The organism is Pseudoalteromonas sp. MBR-15 (genome assembly GCF_053628915.1).
This window is the reverse complement of sequence record NZ_JBRJHH010000008.1, coordinates 174,600-193,903: the sequence shown is the minus strand read 5'-3', so window position 1 is coordinate 193,903 and position 19,304 is coordinate 174,600. Positions and strand designations below refer to the sequence as shown.

Annotated in this window: 11 protein-coding genes; all 11 read right to left on the bottom strand. The window is 40.6% G+C overall.

Features of this window, described 5'->3' with window-relative positions:
* Window positions 1-7 precede the first annotated feature (7 nt).
* Window positions 8-235, bottom strand: a complete 228-nt coding sequence (locus tag ACSSVW_RS12720) for a glutaredoxin family protein (protein ID WP_454179443.1) — start codon at window positions 233-235, stop codon at window positions 8-10.
* Window positions 228-2,345 (bottom strand): bifunctional 23S rRNA (guanine(2069)-N(7))-methyltransferase RlmK/23S rRNA (guanine(2445)-N(2))-methyltransferase RlmL, encoded by a 2,118-nt coding sequence (gene rlmKL / locus ACSSVW_RS12715; protein ID WP_036968677.1) that lies wholly within the window; start codon window positions 2,343-2,345, stop codon window positions 228-230. The genes ACSSVW_RS12720 and rlmKL overlap by 8 nt, the downstream gene beginning before the upstream one ends.
* Window positions 2,346-2,423: 78 nt before the next feature.
* Window positions 2,424-2,954 carry a cell division protein ZapC domain-containing protein gene (locus tag ACSSVW_RS12710; RefSeq protein WP_036968679.1) on the bottom strand — a complete coding sequence of 177 codons (531 nt, stop codon included), beginning with the start codon at window positions 2,952-2,954 and terminating at the stop codon, window positions 2,424-2,426.
* Window positions 2,955-3,082: 128 nt separating this feature from the next.
* A complete protein-coding gene (gene pyrD / locus ACSSVW_RS12705) occupies window positions 3,083-4,093 on the bottom strand; it encodes a quinone-dependent dihydroorotate dehydrogenase (protein WP_065979872.1) in 1,011 nt (336 codons plus the stop codon).
* Between the two features lie 113 nt (window positions 4,094-4,206).
* Window positions 4,207-9,045, bottom strand: a complete 4,839-nt coding sequence (locus ACSSVW_RS12700; protein ID WP_036968686.1) for an NAD-glutamate dehydrogenase — start codon at window positions 9,043-9,045, stop codon at window positions 4,207-4,209.
* A 212-nt stretch (window positions 9,046-9,257) separates the two neighbouring features.
* Entirely contained in the window at window positions 9,258-11,582 is a 2,325-nt protein-coding gene (locus ACSSVW_RS12695; RefSeq protein WP_036968689.1) for an efflux RND transporter permease subunit, read from the bottom strand.
* Window positions 11,582-12,586, bottom strand: a complete 1,005-nt coding sequence (locus tag ACSSVW_RS12690) for a YCF48-related protein (RefSeq protein ID WP_075593621.1) — start codon at window positions 12,584-12,586, stop codon at window positions 11,582-11,584. Before ACSSVW_RS12690 ends, ACSSVW_RS12695 begins: the two co-directional genes overlap by 1 nt.
* A gap of 123 nt (window positions 12,587-12,709) precedes the next feature.
* On the bottom strand, window positions 12,710-14,074 hold the full coding sequence (locus ACSSVW_RS12685; RefSeq protein WP_036969224.1) for a DUF1329 domain-containing protein: 1,365 nt from the start codon (window positions 14,072-14,074) through the stop codon (window positions 12,710-12,712).
* 12 nt (window positions 14,075-14,086) lie between these two features.
* Complete coding sequence (locus ACSSVW_RS12680; protein ID WP_454179442.1) at window positions 14,087-16,171, bottom strand: DUF1302 domain-containing protein; 2,085 nt, start codon at window positions 16,169-16,171, stop codon at window positions 14,087-14,089.
* Window positions 16,172-16,481: 310 nt separating this feature from the next.
* The gene (locus ACSSVW_RS12675; RefSeq protein ID WP_036968698.1) at window positions 16,482-16,703 is read right to left on the bottom strand and encodes a DUF2835 family protein; all 222 of its coding nucleotides are present in this window, start codon (window positions 16,701-16,703) and stop codon (window positions 16,482-16,484) included.
* Window positions 16,703-19,297 (bottom strand): aminopeptidase N, encoded by a 2,595-nt coding sequence (gene pepN / locus ACSSVW_RS12670; protein WP_454179457.1) that lies wholly within the window; start codon window positions 19,295-19,297, stop codon window positions 16,703-16,705. The genes ACSSVW_RS12675 and pepN overlap by 1 nt, the downstream gene beginning before the upstream one ends.
* Between the last annotated feature and the right edge of the window lie 7 nt (window positions 19,298-19,304).

The window sequence follows — 19,304 nt, the reverse complement described above, 5'->3', positions numbered from 1 at the left end:
CTTATTCTTAATTATCAGCAATAAATTTTGCTAACTGTAATTCATCAAATGGCCAATATAGTGTTTCACCATTTTCTTTTTTAACAATTGGAATACTCGTTTGATACGCACTGATTAACTGTTCATCGTCCATAATATCGTGCGCTACAAAATTTACCTTGGCAGCCACTAATAATTCATCGGCCAATTCACACAAATGACAACCATCTGTGTGATACAAAGTAAACTTAGCCATGAGTAATTAGCCAGCTATTATGAATTTGCTTATTACGCTTAAAGTCTGGAGATAAGGTATTCGCTGAAATATTTTCTGCTTTTAACCCTAAGCCCATCAGACCCACTTCATCAATTGTGAAACCGCGTTTGTTATTAGAGAAAATTAATGTGCCATTTGGACTTAGAATTTTCTTTACCCAAGTCAATAATTTAATATGGTCGCGTTGAACATCAAAAGCATCTTTCATGCGTTTTGAATTCGAAAACGTTGGCGGATCTAAAAAGATAAGATCATATTGGCCCTGCGCATACTCTAACCACTTTAAACAATCGGCTTGTTCAAAACGATAACGAGTATTACTAATACCATTCAGGTCAAAGTTTTCTTGTGCCCATTTTAAATAGGTTTTCGACATATCAATCGTGGTAATCGCTTTTGCGCCACCCAATGCAGCATGAACAGATGCACTACCGGTATAAGCGAATAAATTTAAAAAGCGTTTATCTTTTGCATTTTGCTGAATGTAGCGACGAGCCAAGCGGTGGTCAAGGAATAAACCCGTATCTAAATAATCAAACAAATTCACTTTAAACTTAGCGCCAAATTCTTCAACCACTTGGGTGCGATTTTGTTTTGAAACTTTGGTGTATTGCTCTTCGCCTTTTTGTTTTTTGCGAACTTTTACTGCAATATTTTCAGCGGCTATATCTAATTGCTCAGCGGTTAAACTTATGACATCTTGCAAACGTTTTTGCGCTGTACTGTCATCAATTTCTTTCGGGGCGGCGTATTCGAAAATAACCGCGGCGTTATCATATACATCAACAGCGACGTTGTATTCAGGAATATCTGCATCGTAAACACGATAGCAACTTACTTCGTTTTGTTTTAGCCAATTTTTTAGGTTCTGCTTGTTTTTCTTTAAACGATTAGCAAATGCTGTTGAGCCTTCATAGTTAAGTGCAGGTTTATCTTCTTTACTTAATTCAACTTGTTTATCGTCCAGTTGATAGAGATTAAGCACGACATCTAATGGGCCATTTTTAAACTTATAGCGTTTGAGTTTTACTAACTTCAATAATTTAAATAAGCTTTCATCTGTGCCTAATAAAGCTAACTTCCAATGATTAAAGTGCTTTTTAAAGCCCACGCCTAAACTACGATGCAAGTTAACCAGCTCAGCCATTGAGCCGAGTCGCTCGCCATAAGGTAAGTTCGAAATCACAACACCGGGCAACTTAGCAACACTAGTCAGTTTTGTAGCATCACTTTGCTTGAACTTGATCACGCTTGCAAGGTCTGCTCGCTCAGCATTTTCTTGTGCTTTTGCAATAACAGAGGCATCAATATCATGACCAATTAACCACAATTTAGGCTCTGTAATTTGTGCCATTAATTCTGCTTTTAATTCTTTATACTTTTGAATTCGAAAACTAGGTAAGCGCTCAAATGCAAAGCCTTCGCGGAATAAACCAGGTGCTTCGTTTCGTGCCATACTAGCCGCTTCAATCAAAATAGTACCAGAGCCACAACATGGATCGAATAATGGTTGTTGAACATTTTCAAGCCAGCCACTGCGTTTTACAAGTGCAGCTGCTAAGTGTTCTTTTATGGGGGCTTTGCCTTGATCTTGACGATATCCACGTTCAGACAAACGAGGACCAGAATAATCAATATACAACGCCACACCATGACGGTTTAATCGTGCAACAACACGCACATTAGCATTGTATTTATCAACATTTGGACGCTGTTCGAACAAGTCAGCAAAGTAATCAACAATTGCATCTTTTATTACTAAACCAGAAAACTGCGTGTTTTTTAAGTAATCATTCGTACCCGTAAAATCAACAGCGAATGTCTGTTTTGGCCCAAACCATTCTTGCCATGGCTGCAATCGTGCAAAATTATACAGGCTGTCTTTGTCTTTAACGCCTTCTTTCTCTTCTATCAACATTAGAATTCGCGTCGCAAACCGACTCGATAAACAAATTTTTTGTGCTAATAAGCTGTCAGCTTCAAAACGGACAGAACCAACAGTTTGCTTTGAGACTTCTGCGCCAAGCTCTGTTAACTCTTCAACAAGTAAATTTTCGATTCCGATAGAAGTAAGTGCGATAAATTGCAAAGTAAAAACCCTTAAATGCTAATTGCGCAGGATTATAGCATAGCTTAGCGAACAAAAACGCCATCATTTAAAGGGATATTAAGCAGATTTAAACTGTTTTTGTTGGATATAAACAGGAAAGATACGATTGTTTAGCACTTTGATAGCTTCAAATTGCTGCAACGATAGATTTTCATCTAACTGAAAGTGCTCACTTAAGTTAATACACACAGACGCATCGCTGCAATGATCAACAATTAAAAACTCACCTTCTTGGGCGTGTGAGCAAAGTTTAACAACCGCTTCAACACTTGGTTCACTGCCATGGTACTCATGAAAAAACCAACTTTTAGCAAGCACTGGTTTTAAATGAAATTTAACCGCAGTCGCGTTCAAAGCAATTTGGCAAAGTTGCGCAGGGCTCCAGAGCGAGAATGTCTCAAGATATTGATAGACTTGTTGGTAAAAATCAGCGTCTTCGAGGCTAAAATTTGGTTCACACAAGACAGCATCAGTGAGCTGACGAAGTTTGTAAGGCGTGCATAGCTGCATATTTTGGTCAAGGTCAACCAAAAGACGATTATTTTTAGAACAAGCAAGCCATTTCCATTGCTTTGATGCTTGTAACATGACTCCTCCCTCTACTAAAAATAAAAAATTCCTGCATACTTAGCACATAAGTATAACTAAAGCAGACCATTAATAAAATGATTTTTTAGAACATTTTATTAATGATCAATTGCTTAGATAACTGATCCTTATAAGCCTTTTAGGATCGTTTTTACCAATTCTGGGCCTTTATAAATGAAACCCGTGTAAACTTGAACGAGGTCTGCACCGGCAGCAAACTTCTCTTTTGCTGATTCTGCATCATCAATTCCACCAACACCAATAATAGGTAACTTACCCTCAGTTAGACGCTTTATCTCACTAACGACGTGGGTTGAGCGAGCACGTACAGGTTGCCCCGATAAGCCCCCAGCTTCATCTGCATACTGTTGTCCTTGAACTGCTGCACGTTCAAGTGTGGTGTTTGTCGCAATAACACCATCGATCTTATTATTGATCAATGAGTCACTGACTTGTGAAATCTGTACTGCATCAAGATCAGGCGCTATTTTGACAAGCATTGGCACGTGCTTATTATGTTTTGCAGCCAAATCCAACTGTTCATTTTTCAGGCTTTGTAATAAATCATCTAGCGCTTCACCGTACTGTAAATCACGCAATCCTGGCGTATTTGGCGAAGAGATATTGACCGTAATGTACGATGCATATTCGAATACTTTGCGCATACAGTGGATATAGTCGTCTTTACCCTGCTCGTTAGGTGTGTCTTTATTTTTGCCAATATTGATACCTAGAATGCCATCATACTTTGCAGCTTTAACATTATTAACAAGGTTATCGACTCCTTTATTATTAAAGCCCATACGATTAATGATCGCATTTGATTGAGGTAAGCGGAAAATACGTGGTTTGTCATTACCGGCTTGTGGACGAGGTGTCACTGTACCGACTTCAACAAAACCAAATCCCATTTGTGAAAAAGCATCAATACACTCGGCATTTTTATCTAGCCCAGCTGCAAGACCCACCGGATTTTTGAATTCTAAGCCAAGAAAATTAACAGGTTTATTAGGGACTGTTTGTGACCATGCTGCACTCAATGGAGTATGCGCAAATCGACGTAAATTATTAAGTGCAAATTCATGAGCCCACTCCGCATCACGGGTAAACATAAAACGGCGAGCTAGATCATAAAACATGGTTTGTTCCTTAGGTAAAATAAACAGTGTAGCTTTATTAAAACGGTACATTGCAAATTAAGGGCAAAAAAATACCCCAGCGAGCTGGGGTATGTATTTTAACGACTTTTCATTTATTTGGAAGTGTCACAGTTGTGGCTTAGCAACATTAGTTCACGAAGTGCCACTGAGAACTTCGCAAAATCGTGGCTTTGCGATGTCTTAAACTCAGATAACATCTGTTTCCAACGTTGTAATAACAACTCTTGATTATCCATCCACTCGTCAATTTGTGCGTCTACATCTTTGTTGTCACCAACAAAGCTATTTAACACAACCGCTGACAATGTGCGTTGTTGCCAGTCAAGCTCTTCTCGGTATGATGCACGAGCAAGTGCTTGCCAATGGTTTGCAACAGGTTGATTCGTAATTTGGTCTAAGAACCAATGTAATCCCATACGCGCACCCAGCTTGAAGTAAGTGTTAGACACCATGTCGATACTGCAATTTGAGTTATTAGCAATTTCAGCTAAGTCCATTACAGAGAATAAGCTTGAAAGTGAGACAATGCGCGTAGCCAGTGCTTTTGGCACATTGTTATCAATCAATTTATCTGCTGCTTTAACTAAGCGTTCGCTTTCTTTCTCAACCATGTAGCTGTTTAAGTTTTCGCTTAAATCGGCGAATGTGGGTGAGAAGAACTCAATTGCTTGTTCAATCGTTTGTGCTTTATTACGGTGACGTAAGAACCAACGTGTTGCACGACGTACAGTACGGCGTAATTGATACAGCATTTCTGTCTGAACTGCCGCTGGTATCTTATTATCAAGCGCCACAATTGATGACCACGTATCTGTCATCTGGAACACTTCTTTAGCGATTGAATAACACAGTGCTATTTCAGCTTCGTTTGCACCGGTTTCTTCATTCATACGAACCATGAAGTTAAGGCCCATATCGTTTACGATATTATTGGCAAGTTTAGTTGCAATAATCTCTTTACGAAGTGGGTGGTTATCCATTGCGTCGTTAAACTTCTCGCGAAGTGGCACTGGGAATGAATTAACTAACAACTGACGGTAATAAGGGTTTTCTGTGATCTCTTCAACAACAAGAGACTCTTTAAGAACCATTTTCGCGTATGAAACAAGCACAGACAGCTCAGGACGAGTTAAGTCTTTACCTGCGGCTGCGCGCTCAGCTAATTCTTCATCTGTTGGGATGAACTCAATCGCACGATTTAACTTGCCATCTTTTTCAAGTGCATGAATAAAGCGTACTTTTTCTTTAAGTGTTGACGTACCTTTAGACTGAGTAATAGACAGTGTATGCGTTTGACGGTAACAATCTTTAATGACTAGTTGTGACACTTCATCGGTCATTGAATACAGTAACTCATCACGTTGTTTACGTGTTAAGTCACCTTCAGCCACTAAACCATTTAATAAGATTTTGATGTTAACTTCGTTATCCGAACAGGCAACACCGCCCACGTTATCAATAAAGTCAGTATTTACACGGCCACCTTTGGCAGCAAATTCGATACGACCCAGTTGCGTCGCACCTAAGTTACCACCCTCACCTAAGATTTTCGCACCAAGTTCAGCACCATTAATACGTAATGCATCATTCGCGCGGTCGCCCACATCTGCATCTGTTTCTTTAGAGTTCTTAATGTAAGTACCGATACCACCATTCCACAGTAAATCAAACTCCATCATTAAGGCAGCTTTGATTAACTCATTAGGTGTCATGCTCGCTTTCTTGGTGCCAAGCATTTTCTTCATTTCAGGGCTTAAGCTAATTGATTTAGCGGCACGAGAGAAAACGCCACCCCCTTGTGAAATAAGATCTTTATTGTAATCTTCCCACGAAGAACGTGGTAGATTGAATAAACGCTCACGTTCTGGATATGACGTCGCTGCATCAGGGTTAGGATCAACAAATATGTGCATGTGGTTAAACGCCACTTGCAGTCGAATGTGCTTAGAAAGCAACATACCATTACCAAATACGTCACCCGCCATGTCACCTATGGCCACCACAGTGAAATCTGTTGTTTGACAGTCAATATCCATTTCGCGGAAATGACGTTTAACAGATTCCCACGCACCTTTTGCAGTGATACCCATTTTCTTATGGTCATAACCCACTGAACCACCTGATGCGAAAGCATCACCTAGCCAGAAGTTATACTCGTTAGCAATGCCATTTGCGATATCAGAGAATGTAGCAGTACCTTTATCGGCAGCAACAACAAGATATGGGTCGTCTTCATCATGACGGACAACATCAACAGGCGGAACAATCTCGCCACGCTCAATGTTATCTGTAATGTCTAATAAACCACGGATAAAGATTTTGTAGCACTCTTGGCCTTCTTTAAAGAATGCTTCACGGTCTGTTGGAAGTTGCTTACAAACGAAACCACCTTTCGAGCCTACTGGCACAATAACTGTATTCTTAACTTGTTGTGCTTTAACAAGACCCAATACTTCAGTACGGAAATCTTCACGACGGTCTGACCAACGCAGACCACCACGCGCAACTTTGCCACCGCGTAAATGCACACCTTCAACACGCGGCGAGTAAACGAAAATCTCGAACGCTGGAAGCGGTAGTGGCATTTCAGGGATCATAGAAGGCTGTACTTTGAACGATACATATGACTTAAATTGGCCATCAGCTTCTTTTTGGAAGAAGTTAGTTCTCAGTGTCGCGTTAATCATATCAACGTATAAACGAATGATACGGTCATCATCTAGGTTAGCAACGTTTTCAAGCTCAAGGTAAATTTGACTAATCAGTTTCTCAAGCGTCTTTTCGCTACCAGGGTTCTTAACAGAGAACTTCTTAGTAAATAAATTAACGATTTGCGATGCAATATGCGGGTAATTAGCAAAAGTACTTTCAATGTAAGTTTGCGAGAACGTTACACCAATTTGACGCATATATTTCGCGTAAGCACGTAAAATTGATGCTTCACGGCCTGTTAAGCCACCCATTAATACTAAACGGTTGAAGCCGTCGTTTTCTAAACGATTGTTCCAGACATTTGTTAATGCAGCACGGAATCGAGCTGACACTTTATCAAAGTCAGCGATACCCTTGTTGTCAATTAGCATGGTGAAGTCCATGATCCAATTAACGTTACCATCAGTTGTTTTTACTGAGTAAGGCGTTTCACCTACAACGCGAAGTCCAAAGTTTTCTAACATTGGCATGACGTCAGATAAATGAATAGGCTCATCCTTATGGAACAAGCTTAAGCGTACAACATTGGTATTCGCTTCTTCTTGCGGACGATAGAACAACATTTCTAATTTGTTTTCGTCGCTAAGAAGCTCAAGCTTTTCAATATCAACAACTGCAGCGCTTGGAAGAACTTGATCTTTATACGCACTTGCAAAAGCTTGCGCATATTTACGGTTTAATTCTTTACCGCGTGCTTCACCTGCACTTTCAAGTAATGCAGATTGTAATCTATCTTCCCAAGTACGGGCCGCTTCAATTAGGTTATTTTCGATGTCTTTCACGTTATATTCAATATTATTGTCAGTCACACGCACCGTGTAGTGTGTACGGGCTAATGTCGACTCAGAGAAGAAAGTAGTAAATTCGACTTTTTCGTCAGAATTAAATGCATTCGCTAAAATACTTTGTGTTTCACGGCGAAGTGCGGTGTTGTAACGCTCGCGTGGTACATAAACCATACACGAGAAGAAACGACCGTATGCGTCTTTACGAACAAAAATGCGACACATATCACGCTCTTGTACTTGTAACACGCCCATTGCAACTTCTAGCAGCTCGGTTTCACGTGCTTGTACAAGCTCATCACGCGGGTACGTTTCTAAAATATTTAACACGGCTTTGTATGCATGCGTACCTTTTGCAAAATCACACATTTCCATAATGCGGTTAATTTTACTTTTTAGTACTGGCACATCAGCGGCGCTGTTGTTATAAAAACTTGATGAGAATAAACCGATGAAACGGTCTTCACCAACCACGTTACCTTTATCATCGAAACGTTTAATGCCTACATAATCGATGTACGCAGGACGATGAACGCGAGACACTGAGTTCGTCTTTGTCAAGATGAGTAAGTTATTGCTACGCGCTTCTTGACGCGCCACTTCAGGTAACTCAGATAAAAGACGGCTGTGCTCTTCGTCTGAGTTTTTCATTAAACCTAAGCTAGTGCCTTTTTTACCTTTTAACTGATAGTCGCCTTGAACTGGCGAAAGCTCGTATTCACGGTATCCCATTAGAGTGAAATTATCTTTCGCTAACCAGTCTAAAAACTCAACCGTTTCAGAAACTTCACTTTCTTTATTATTATGGTGACGCTTCGGTAAGTCTTTCGTTACAGCAATTAGTTTTTCACGAATTGGCTGCCAATCTTCTACAGCAACAGAAACATCAACAAGCACAGATTCAAGCTCTTTCTTAAACGATTCAATCACTTTTGCGTCTGTTTGACGATCAATTTCGATAAAGAATACCGTTTTTGTAGACGTTGATTCTTGCTCTGCTTTTAAGCTAGAAATACCCGTGATTTTTGCGTTTTTATCACGTTGAATTTTAAGCGGAGAGTGAAGTAGCAAGTGAGAAGCGATGTTTTCGCGGGTCATGGCCATGCGCACAGAATCAACTAAGAAAGGCATATCTTTAGCGATAATTTCTACAATTGTGTGCGATGACTGCCAGCCATCTTTTGCTACTTCAGGATTGAAAACACGGACAACCGCGTCATCAGAATTATTTTTTTCTAGCGAGTTCCATAGGCTTAGTGCAGCGCCATATAAGTCACTATCGTTGCGATGTGCCAAATCCTCTTTAGACATATTGCTGTACAAGGCTTTGGCGAATTTCTCAACGAGTAACACATTATCAGCGTGAACTTTTTTCTGGATCAGCTTACAGACATTATCTAAGATAACCGAGGCTTGCCCTTCATTTCGTGTCATTGTATGTTCCTTAATCTATACTACTTATTGATTAGTAGAATATTTGTACAGCCATTTATTAGCGTGGAGTCAGGTAAATTCTAACTCTTTTACAGCTAATAAACAGCCTTTTCGATGAAATCATTTTAAGCTTTTCAGCTATTTGGTCATCTATTCACAAAATATAGATATATATGGCCATTCCTGGCCATATCGGAGCACAATTATTTACATTATTTTTTCTGGTCAGTCCAGAGGAAGCTACCAATCGCGGGTAAAAGCAGCACTGCACCTAACATATTCACTAAGAACATAAAGGTAAGCAGAATACCCATATCCACCTGGAACTTCAGATCAGAGAAAATCCACGTGCTCACCCCTATCGCCAAGGTGATACCTGTGAAGAGTACTGCACTGCCTCGTTCAACAAGGGCGTTACGGTAAGCGACTTCTAATGCGACGCCACGTTTTAACTGTGACATCATCGATGACAGAATGTAAATTCCGTAATCAACGCCAATCCCCACCCCTAATGCGATAACAGGTAAGGTTGATACCGTTAAGCCTATTTCTAATTGCACCATTAATGCTTGCGCAAGTGTTGATACGATATACAACGGCAGTACCACGGCTACTGTGGCTTTTACGCTCCTAAAACTCACTAAGCAAAGTAAAATAACTGCGCCATAAACATAGAGCATCATCGGTAATTGTGCAGCCGACACAGATTCATTTGTTGCAGCCATTACCCCAACAGGGCCTGAAGCTAGCTTAAATTGCACTTTATCGGTTTGCTCTTGAGCTGCAAACTCTTTTACCTTTGCGACAACATGATCAATTGTCTCTGCTTTATGGTCATTTAAGAAAATGATTACAGGCATCACTGAACAGTTACCATCTAACAAACCAGAGCTGGTCTCAACACGCGATGTCGATTGCACTAAGCTTGCGGTATTACGCGGTAAACTTTGCCATTTTAAATTACCTTCATTAAAACCAGCATTAACCGACTGAGCAACGCTACTTAAACTCACTGCTGATTGTACGCCAGCTACATTTTCCATTTGCCATTGGAAACGACCGATTCGCTCCATTACATCATGCTCTGTACACGCTGCTGGATATGCTTCAACAATCACTTTTAAAATGTCTGATGAAATCGTGTACTTATCTGAAATCAAGAAGGTGTCTTGATTATATCGCGCATCTTGATGCAGTGAAGGTGCGCCGGCATGCAAGTCACCAATACGCATTTTATCTGCCTGCCAGTAACCGACTGCAAAGAGGAGTGCCGTTAAAACAATGATGACTGCTGCGGTCTTACGTTCAGTTGTCTTAACCAAAATTTCACGCAAGGTATCCAGCATGTTTGGTTTGTCTGTGTGGTTACCAGATTGGATACGCACCGAACCTTCAAAGTTCATGTAAGACGCCCAAACAGGCAGAAGGATCAAGTTAGTGAATATAATCACCGCCACACCCAAACTCGCTGTAATCGCTAACTCTCGGATAATACCGATATCAATGGTTAATAATGTTAGGAAGCCAATCGTATCAGATAACAACGCTATACCACCGGGGATTAACAAGGCTCTAAAACTTGCCTGACAACACACGCGTGTATTGCTGCCGGTGCACACTTTTTTACCAATGTCGTTGATCATTTGCACGCCATGGCTTACACCAATAGCAAACACCAAAAATGGCACTAGGATTGACATTGGATCAAGTCCAAAGCCAAGACTTGACAGTAAACCAAGCTGCCAGATGACCGCTATAATTGAACAAGCAATCGGCAAAATTGTTAGTTTTAAACTGTGGCAGAATAACCACACCATGATAAATGTAAATGCGATAGCAATAGCGAAAAACAGCACCACCCCTTTCGCACCTTCTGCAACATCACCCGCCATTTTCGCAAAGCCAATAATATGAATACTGACTTTGTCTGTACTGAGCGGTTCGCGTACTTGTGTTTCTAATTTTTCAGCAAATGCGAGGGTATCGAGTTTTTCTTGCGTTTGGGGATCAAATTCAAGTAGCTGTGCTGTCACCATCGCACATGAATAATCACTCGCAATCATGCGCCCCACAACTTTTGCTTTTTCAATATTCTCTTTTACAACTGCTAAACCTTGTTTATCAGCAGTAAAATTGGCTGGAATAATTGGGCCACCGGCAAAGCCGTCTTCAACCACTTCTACAAAACGTGCACTGGGAGCAAAAATTGAGTTTACTAGCGGACGATTTACCCCTGGAATAAAGTAAAGTTGGTCATGAACAGCTTTTAACTGCGTAAAAAACTCCTCATTAAATATATCGCCCTCAGCATCACACACTGAAATTAAAATGCTGTTTGCACCACCAAACTGCTTTTCATGTTTGGTATACACTTTCATGTATTCGTGGTTTAGTGGAATATTCTTATTAAACGACGCATCGAGTTGAATTTGTGTTGCTTTAAACAATAAAAAACAAGTGATTACTGCAAACGAAATAATCGCAAATAGACGATGACGAAACACCGCCTTTTCTAAAAAATCTAAAAAGCCACGCATTACTGATTCAACTCCTTCACTTTAATGCCATCTTCAGAAGCCATAACCAGTTTATTCTGAAATACAACGCCATCGAGTAATGATTTACCATCAGCCATCTGCTCTTCTGTTAGCTCACCATCTTTGATATGAAAAATAACCCCACTGTTTGCGAATAATAGCCATTCATTTTTGTAATTAATTGCGCTATTAACGGTAGCGTGATTATCAGAGTCAACTTGTAGCCACTCTTGAGATTGCGCTTGGCGTGTAAAAATATTTCCCCGTAGACCTGCAACAAGATCTTCGCCACCGCTTTGTGCAGTTGACGCAAACGTAAAGAAAGAACCCATATATATTTCTTCTAAACGCTGCCATGTTTGACCATTGTCTAGGCTTTGCGCCATTAAACCCATTTCACCCACGAGCATTAAACGGTCTGCAACGTTAACAATACGGTTAAAATGTGGCAGGATTGATGCTGTTTCAGCTTCGTATCCTTCAGGATCATTGTTTTTAAGATCGTTTAAATAATCACGGTCATCCTCAAATAATAAGCTGTCTAAAAACCGTTTATTCCAGTTTTTTCCGCCATCATTCGTTTCAAAAAACATCCCATAAGCACCCACTGCGTAGCCATGCTGCGCTGAGGTAAATAAGATGTCTAAGCACGGCTTATCCATATGGGGCAATGCCTGTTGCAATTGCCATGTTTTACCAGCATCCGTCGTATTAATAATGGTTGCATCATGGCCACAGGCCCATCCTAAATCCGTGTCATAAAAGTTAACTGCCGTTAATAACACTTGTGTAGGTACACTCGCCTGTTGCCATTGCTGTGCATCTGAGCTGGTAATGACAACACCATGTTTACCAACTGCGATCAGTTGATTGCCTGATATCTCAATATCAGTGAGAAGGGTTTTGTCTGCGTTAACAGCAGAAATTGCCTGCTGAGGCTGTGGCATGTCTTGAGCAAAACATGAAGCACTATAAGCAAGACAAGCATAAAGCAAATACTTCATAAAGATAAATCGCCTTCGATAGAATAAAAAAGCAAGCCAACAACATAATCGTGATTACACTTTTCATACGTTGACTTGCCTACATTGCAAGAGGCACCTGTTTTCAGGTGCCTGGTGTGTAGATTAACGACCTTCGCGGCGTAATGCGCTAGAGGTAAACTCATTGTCGTTTAATGTTTTTGAGAAGTCATACATTTTTTCTTGGTTATCTAAACCAATCGCTAAATAACGACGTGAATTTAAGTCGTGGTATACATCTAGCGTACTCCAATGCGTAGGTACTTCGTAGTAGTTCAAGCCATGCGACATTGCAACACGATACATTTGATCGCGATTATCATAAATATCGGCTACATGAACTTGCCAGCTATCCTCGTCAATATAAAACACACGCTTTTTATAAATATGACGCGTGCCTTCTTTAAGGTTCGCTTCTACAACCCATACTCTGTGCTTTTCATAGCGCACATGTTCAGGGTTAATATGACCCGCTTGTAAAATATCATCGTAGGTTAACTTGTCGCTATGAAGCTTATAACTATTGTAAGGAATATAAAGCTCTTGCTTCCCTTTTAATGTCCAGTTATAGCGATTTGGTGAACCATTAAACATATCAAAGTCATCGGTTGTACGTAAGCTATCTGCTGCAGTACCCGGTGCATCATAGGCTACGTTCGGCGCACGACGAACACGACGTTGACCTGAGTTGTAGGTCCATGCTTGACGTGGCGTTAAGATTTGGTCCATTGTTTCATGAACAAGCAATGCGGTACCAGCAAGTCGAGCAGGTTCTGTTACCTTTTGCTTAAACTTAAATAGAATATTTGATTCTTGAAGTTGTTCAGGTGTCGACTTTGGATTTGAGTATTCAACTAACAACTGTTCATCAAAACCTACATAATTATACGAGCCTGATGCCGTCGGTGCTGCTTGTCCAGCATAACGCTCTACGGCTAAACCACGAAAACGTAATAGGTGATTCCAAATTGCTTCTAAGCCGTCTTTAGGAATTGGGAATGGCACGCCTACTGCCGTGTTCTTAATACCATTACCGCCTTCAACTAATTCAGCCGTAGTCGCGTATTTTTTAGTAGCATCGTATACAAACTGAGGATACGAAGCACTGCGACGGGTTGGATAAATGTTCATTTTAAAAGTGTCAGGGTATGTATTGAATAACTCAATTTGACCAGGACTCAAGAGATCTTTGTATTTATCGACGTTCGACTTATCGATGGTGAATAATACCTTGTCATCTGCAAACGGATCAGGGTGATGCATACCCGGTTTGTAATCTGCAGGAGGCGTTGTAATACCGCCTGTCCATTCAGGGATAGATCCATCTTTGTTTGCCGACTTTTCTGCACCAATGGGTGTTAAATCTTTACCTAAACGTGCCGCTTCATCAGCGGTAATTTTTGCAAGCACACTGCTGCTTGCAAAAACGCTACAAAACGCTGCAGCAATGAGGGTAGGTTTTCTAATAATCATAATTTACCCTTAAATTGAATATTTAATATTGAAAGAAACATAATCGCGGTCAGAGAAAGTATTCGTCGCACCACCACCCCAGAAAGAGTTGTAGCTAAAGTCGAATGACCACGCATTTTGATAGTTAAAGTTCATCGTCACGCCCAGTGACTTACGATCTTCAACAAACAGGAACATCGGATCAGGTGTAATACCATTCACGTCATGTGAAAACACGAAACGTGGTGAGAAATTCACCCCGTTAAAGACATTAAAGTAATCACCTTTTGCGATTAAGCGATAACCCCATGCAGACGCAGTTGGGAATGGGTTTGTCTCAGGGCCGTTTGAAATACCGAGGTGGAGTGTCGAATAATCATCACCTAATGGGCCTTGCATGATACCGCTTCGACCCGTACCCGCAACATTCAAGCGTAACTCATCGTATTCCGGCATATCATTAATACGAACACCACCAATTTCACCCACAACAGCCCAACTATCAGCACCAAGAGATGGGCCAAATAAATGGGTAGCAGTAAACTGAAGCTGAGCTGTATTACGAAGAATATAGCCTTGTGCAACTTCACCAGGACCAACGACACTGGTCGCATCGCCTAAGCTCATTTGCGAAATACCTGCAAAATCAGGACGAATACCCGCAACAGCTAATTGCTCAGGCATACCAGCGTATAATAATTCAACATCATCTATTTGCAGTGGCTCATCTTGACGGAAGGCAAATTCGCCCGCAAGTGCGGTCTCACCCACGGTTGTATTAAAGCTTAAACCGTACAGCTTAATATCTTCAGGGTACTCTAATTGCCCTTTAGTGAATGCTTGAAGACTTGTAACATTATCTTCTGTTATTTCAGAAGTTAATAGCATACCAATATCAGCAGCCAATGCTTGCGATGTAAAATTAGATACTTGACCAGAAATAACAGGTCGGCGGCTGTGATAGTTAATGTGGTAAAGGGCGACTTCTGTATCGTTTAGTTCAGGTAAGTACATACCTAAACGTAAACCGTATTGTCCACCATCATCAGGTTCATTTTTACCCGCATCACCCTTGCCTTTTAAAGCAACTTTGGTCGGAAATGCCAGGTACATTTGCGCCATCATTGCTTGCCCTTGCGGTGATGTAGGATCGATACCTTGTGAGCGCACAATATCATCTAAACTATTTAAGCTGTCTGTTAAGAAAGCTAAATCGATATCAGGGTTTGATGTGAAACCAAGCTGGATATTTTGTTGGTAACCATTTTCAGACGCGAAATCATTCGTTGAAAAATAAGTACCTGCAGCAGGAAGGCGCGTTTCGAGCCATTCATACTGATAAAAACCTTCAAGGGTAATATTATCGGTAATACCTAATGAAGCCCATAGCATACCAACGGGTATGAATGCTTCTTTTAACTCCGCACCTGGCGCTTTCAAACGGTCAATATCAACCGGGTTTACGTTGATACCGTGAGAAATTAAGGTACTTTCACCCCAGTTAACGACCTGCTGACCTAAGCGAATAGACAGCGGGTTTCGACCTTCGTTAAGGTCAAAGTTCGCCCAGACGTACGCGTCAAGTAAGCGTAAATCAGCACATACTTGCTCTTTGGTGTCGTCATCATCACAAGGGTCAACTTTCTTACCTGATGTTGGGTTACTATACGCAAAGTCACCATCCATCAACGCGAAATCATAAAAGTACATGAAACGGGTAAAAAGACCGTAATTATCTTTACTAATCGATAACTCGTGGTTGCCTTTTAACAGCTTTGAAAAAGAATCACCACTGTCGAAGTTAAGGTTACCAGCATCGCCATTATTTGAATAAGCGCCTGGCTGGTTCCATACATCAGAAGAAGAGTAAATAGGATTTAAAGCAGGATGATAGCCCGACCAATCAAATGATGGGTTATTACTTTTACCTATAATTGCAAAGTCACGGTCTTCGACTCGAATACTCTGCCCATATGAAAAGCTAGAGTCAAAACGTACGTCAAAATCACCTAATTGAAAAGTGGCCGCGTGCAAAGCTGTGCTTGAGAGTCCCAGAGTCGCCGCCGCGAATCCCAAAGCTATTTTGTTTTTAACAAAAAGCGATCTTTTTATCATTGTGTTCATCCCCCTGTAACGGGTTGTTTTGTGATCAAATTGTTGTTTTTAGAATCTTTCTAACGATAGAAGCGAAATAGTAAAAATACAATATAGAACGCGTTCAATCGGTTAATATTTATTTAAAAATGTGACGTTTACGTATTGGTAAGACGTCATACCAGATAATTTATACACGTAAATTAACAATAGAACAAATTGAATTAACAAAAATATAATAAGATTATTTTATAGGAGGGAGAAAAATGTGGCTAATTTTTGGGTAAATTGCACACTTTGTCGTATGACAGCTTTAAGGCTATTTGGCGTTTTAACTCACTTTTTCAAGCTTTAAAAACTGATTATCAGCGCCCAGCGTGAGCCTAAAACGCCCTCTTATCCCTAATGATGAAATAAAAGGACGTAAATGCTTGGCAGCAAAACGAATTGTTTTGCCACCATCTTCTGTTACCTGTACTGAAGTATATTTACCATGATAGTAATCAAGGCATTCTGCATAACTTAAATACAAAGAAAAAAAGTATTCAGTCATTAACCTACTAACGCTTTCTCAACTTTTTCAAATAAATCATCACTTAGGCTCTCTAATGATGCCAAACGTTGCAATTGTGCTTTGATTGCCTGCGAACGGTCGTGATCATAACGTTTCCATGCCATAAATGGTGTTAACATACGTGATGCATTTTGCGGGTTAATATCATTGAGCTTAATAAGCAAATCACCCAATAATTGATACCCTTTGCCATCTGCACGATGAAATTGTGTAGTATTAAAATGACTAAAGCTGCCGACCAATGCTCTGACACGGTTTGGATTACCAAAATCAAAACTTGGGTGATCATACAACTGCTTAATGTCTTCAATGCAGGTTGCTGACTCTTTCATTGCCTGCAATGCAAACCATTTGTCCATTACAAGTACATCATGTCGCCATTTAGCATCAAATTCATTGAGCAAATCATCACAGCGAGGGTGATTCGCTTTTACAACCGCACTTAGCGCAGCTAACACATTTGTCATGTTAGAGCTGGCCACGGCTTCGTCAATAAAGTCATTCACGTCTTGCTGTTCAGTTTTTGCTAAATAGTGCAAACAGACCTGTTTAAGTGCCCTAACGGCAACGGCCTCGGCAGATGTTGTGCCATCGTCGTGTAATGCCTTATAACACGCAATCAATGAGTCCGATAAGTCAGTCGCAATGTGTAGTTCAAATGCATTCATTACTGAAACAATGTCATCAACGGGGATCACTGCATATTCAGCCGCAATCGTGTCATAGCTTGGTAATTTTAATAGCTCTGCAATCAGTGCCAAATCCCCTGCTCGTTCAGTAATTAATACGTTAAGAGCAGAAATGATGTCGGGTGATAAGCATGCATTACCCGATGATATTGCGGCTTTAATTTCGTTGGTAAATAATCGTTGCTGTGCATCCCATCGCGAAAAATCACTTCGTGCAAAACGCATAATATGGAGCAAATCAGCGGTGCTGCTAGTTTGGTCAACAATACAAGGAGCAGAAAAATCTTCCAGAAGCACTGCAACAGGCGGCTCTATAACATTTTCAAACACAAAGGTGTGTTGTTTTTCAGTTATATTAAGCACAGAATCTTGCATCTGATTATTAATCGTTAACGGCACTGATTGACCAGCAGGGTCAAGTAGTTCAATCGCAAACGGAATATGTAACAACGCATTATTAGGTTGATTATCTGGCGCAAATTGCTCAATGGTCAGTGTAAAGGTTTGATTAGCATGATCAAAATATTGATCTACTTTTAATCTTGGAGTACCCGCTTGATTGTACCAACGCTTAAACTGCTGCAAGTCAATTTCAGAAGCATCACTCATGGCTGCAACAAAGTCATCACAGGTAACGGCTTGACCATCGTGGCGTTGGAAGTAAAGCGCCATACCTTGCTGAAACTTTTCTTCGCCTAATATCGTGTGCATCATACGAATAACTTCTGCGCCCTTGTCATACACTGTCACAGTGTAAAAGTTATTCATTTCAATAACTTTTTCTGGGCGAATTGGGTGCGCCATAGGCCCTGCATCTTCGCTAAACTGATGAGTTCGCATTACTTTTACAGCATCAATACGGTTTAGGGCACGAGATCCCAAATCACTACTAAACTCTTGGTCTCTAAATACGGTTAAACCTTCTTTCAAAGACAACTGAAACCAGTCTCGACAAGTAACGCGATTGCCCGTCCAGTTATGAAAATATTCATGCCCAACAATAGACTCAATCGTGTGGTAATCTTTATCGGTGGCGGTTTCTTGATTCGCTAACACACATTTAGAGTTGAAGATGTTTAATCCTTTATTTTCCATCGCCCCCATATTGAAGAAATCGACGGCAACAATCATGTATATATCTAAGTCGTATTCAAGATTGAAACGTTCTTCATCCCACTGCATTGATTTTTTTAACGATGTCATTGCATGCGGGGTTTTTGGTAAATTACCTTTATCAACAAATAAGGCCAACTCAACATTACGGCCTGATTTCGTTGTGTACTGGTCGCGTAACACATCAAAATCACCTGCAACTAATGCAAACAAGTAACTTGGTTTTTTAAATGGGTCCTGCCATTTGACAAAGTGGCGACCATCATCGAGTGTGCCTGCATCAATCTGATTACCGTTAGACAATAAATGCGTGTATTTTTGCTCAGCAATGATCGTAACATCAAAACTTGCCAATACATCTGGGCGGTCCAAGTAATAAGTGATTTTTCTAAAACCTTCAGCTTCACATTGCGTGCAATACGCGCCCCCTGATAAATACAGGCCTTCGAGGGAAGTGTTTGTTTGAGGATCGATATGGTTGACAATTTTTAAAATAAAATTAGCAGGTAAATTGTGGATGATGAGTGCCTCATCCTCAAGCGTATAGTCACTGTACTCTTGCTCATCTACATGCAGTGAGATAAGTGTTAAATCAACACCATCAAGCACTAAATCAGCCCCCGTTTCGTCCACACGGTTAATCGTCATTGTTGAGTGTACGACGGTTTTTAAGGGCGCTAATTCAAAGCGTAAATCGATATGTTGTATTGAAAAATGAGGGGCTTGGTAATCTTTTAAATATTGAGCTTGAGGTTTACTCGTTGCAGACATCATTGAC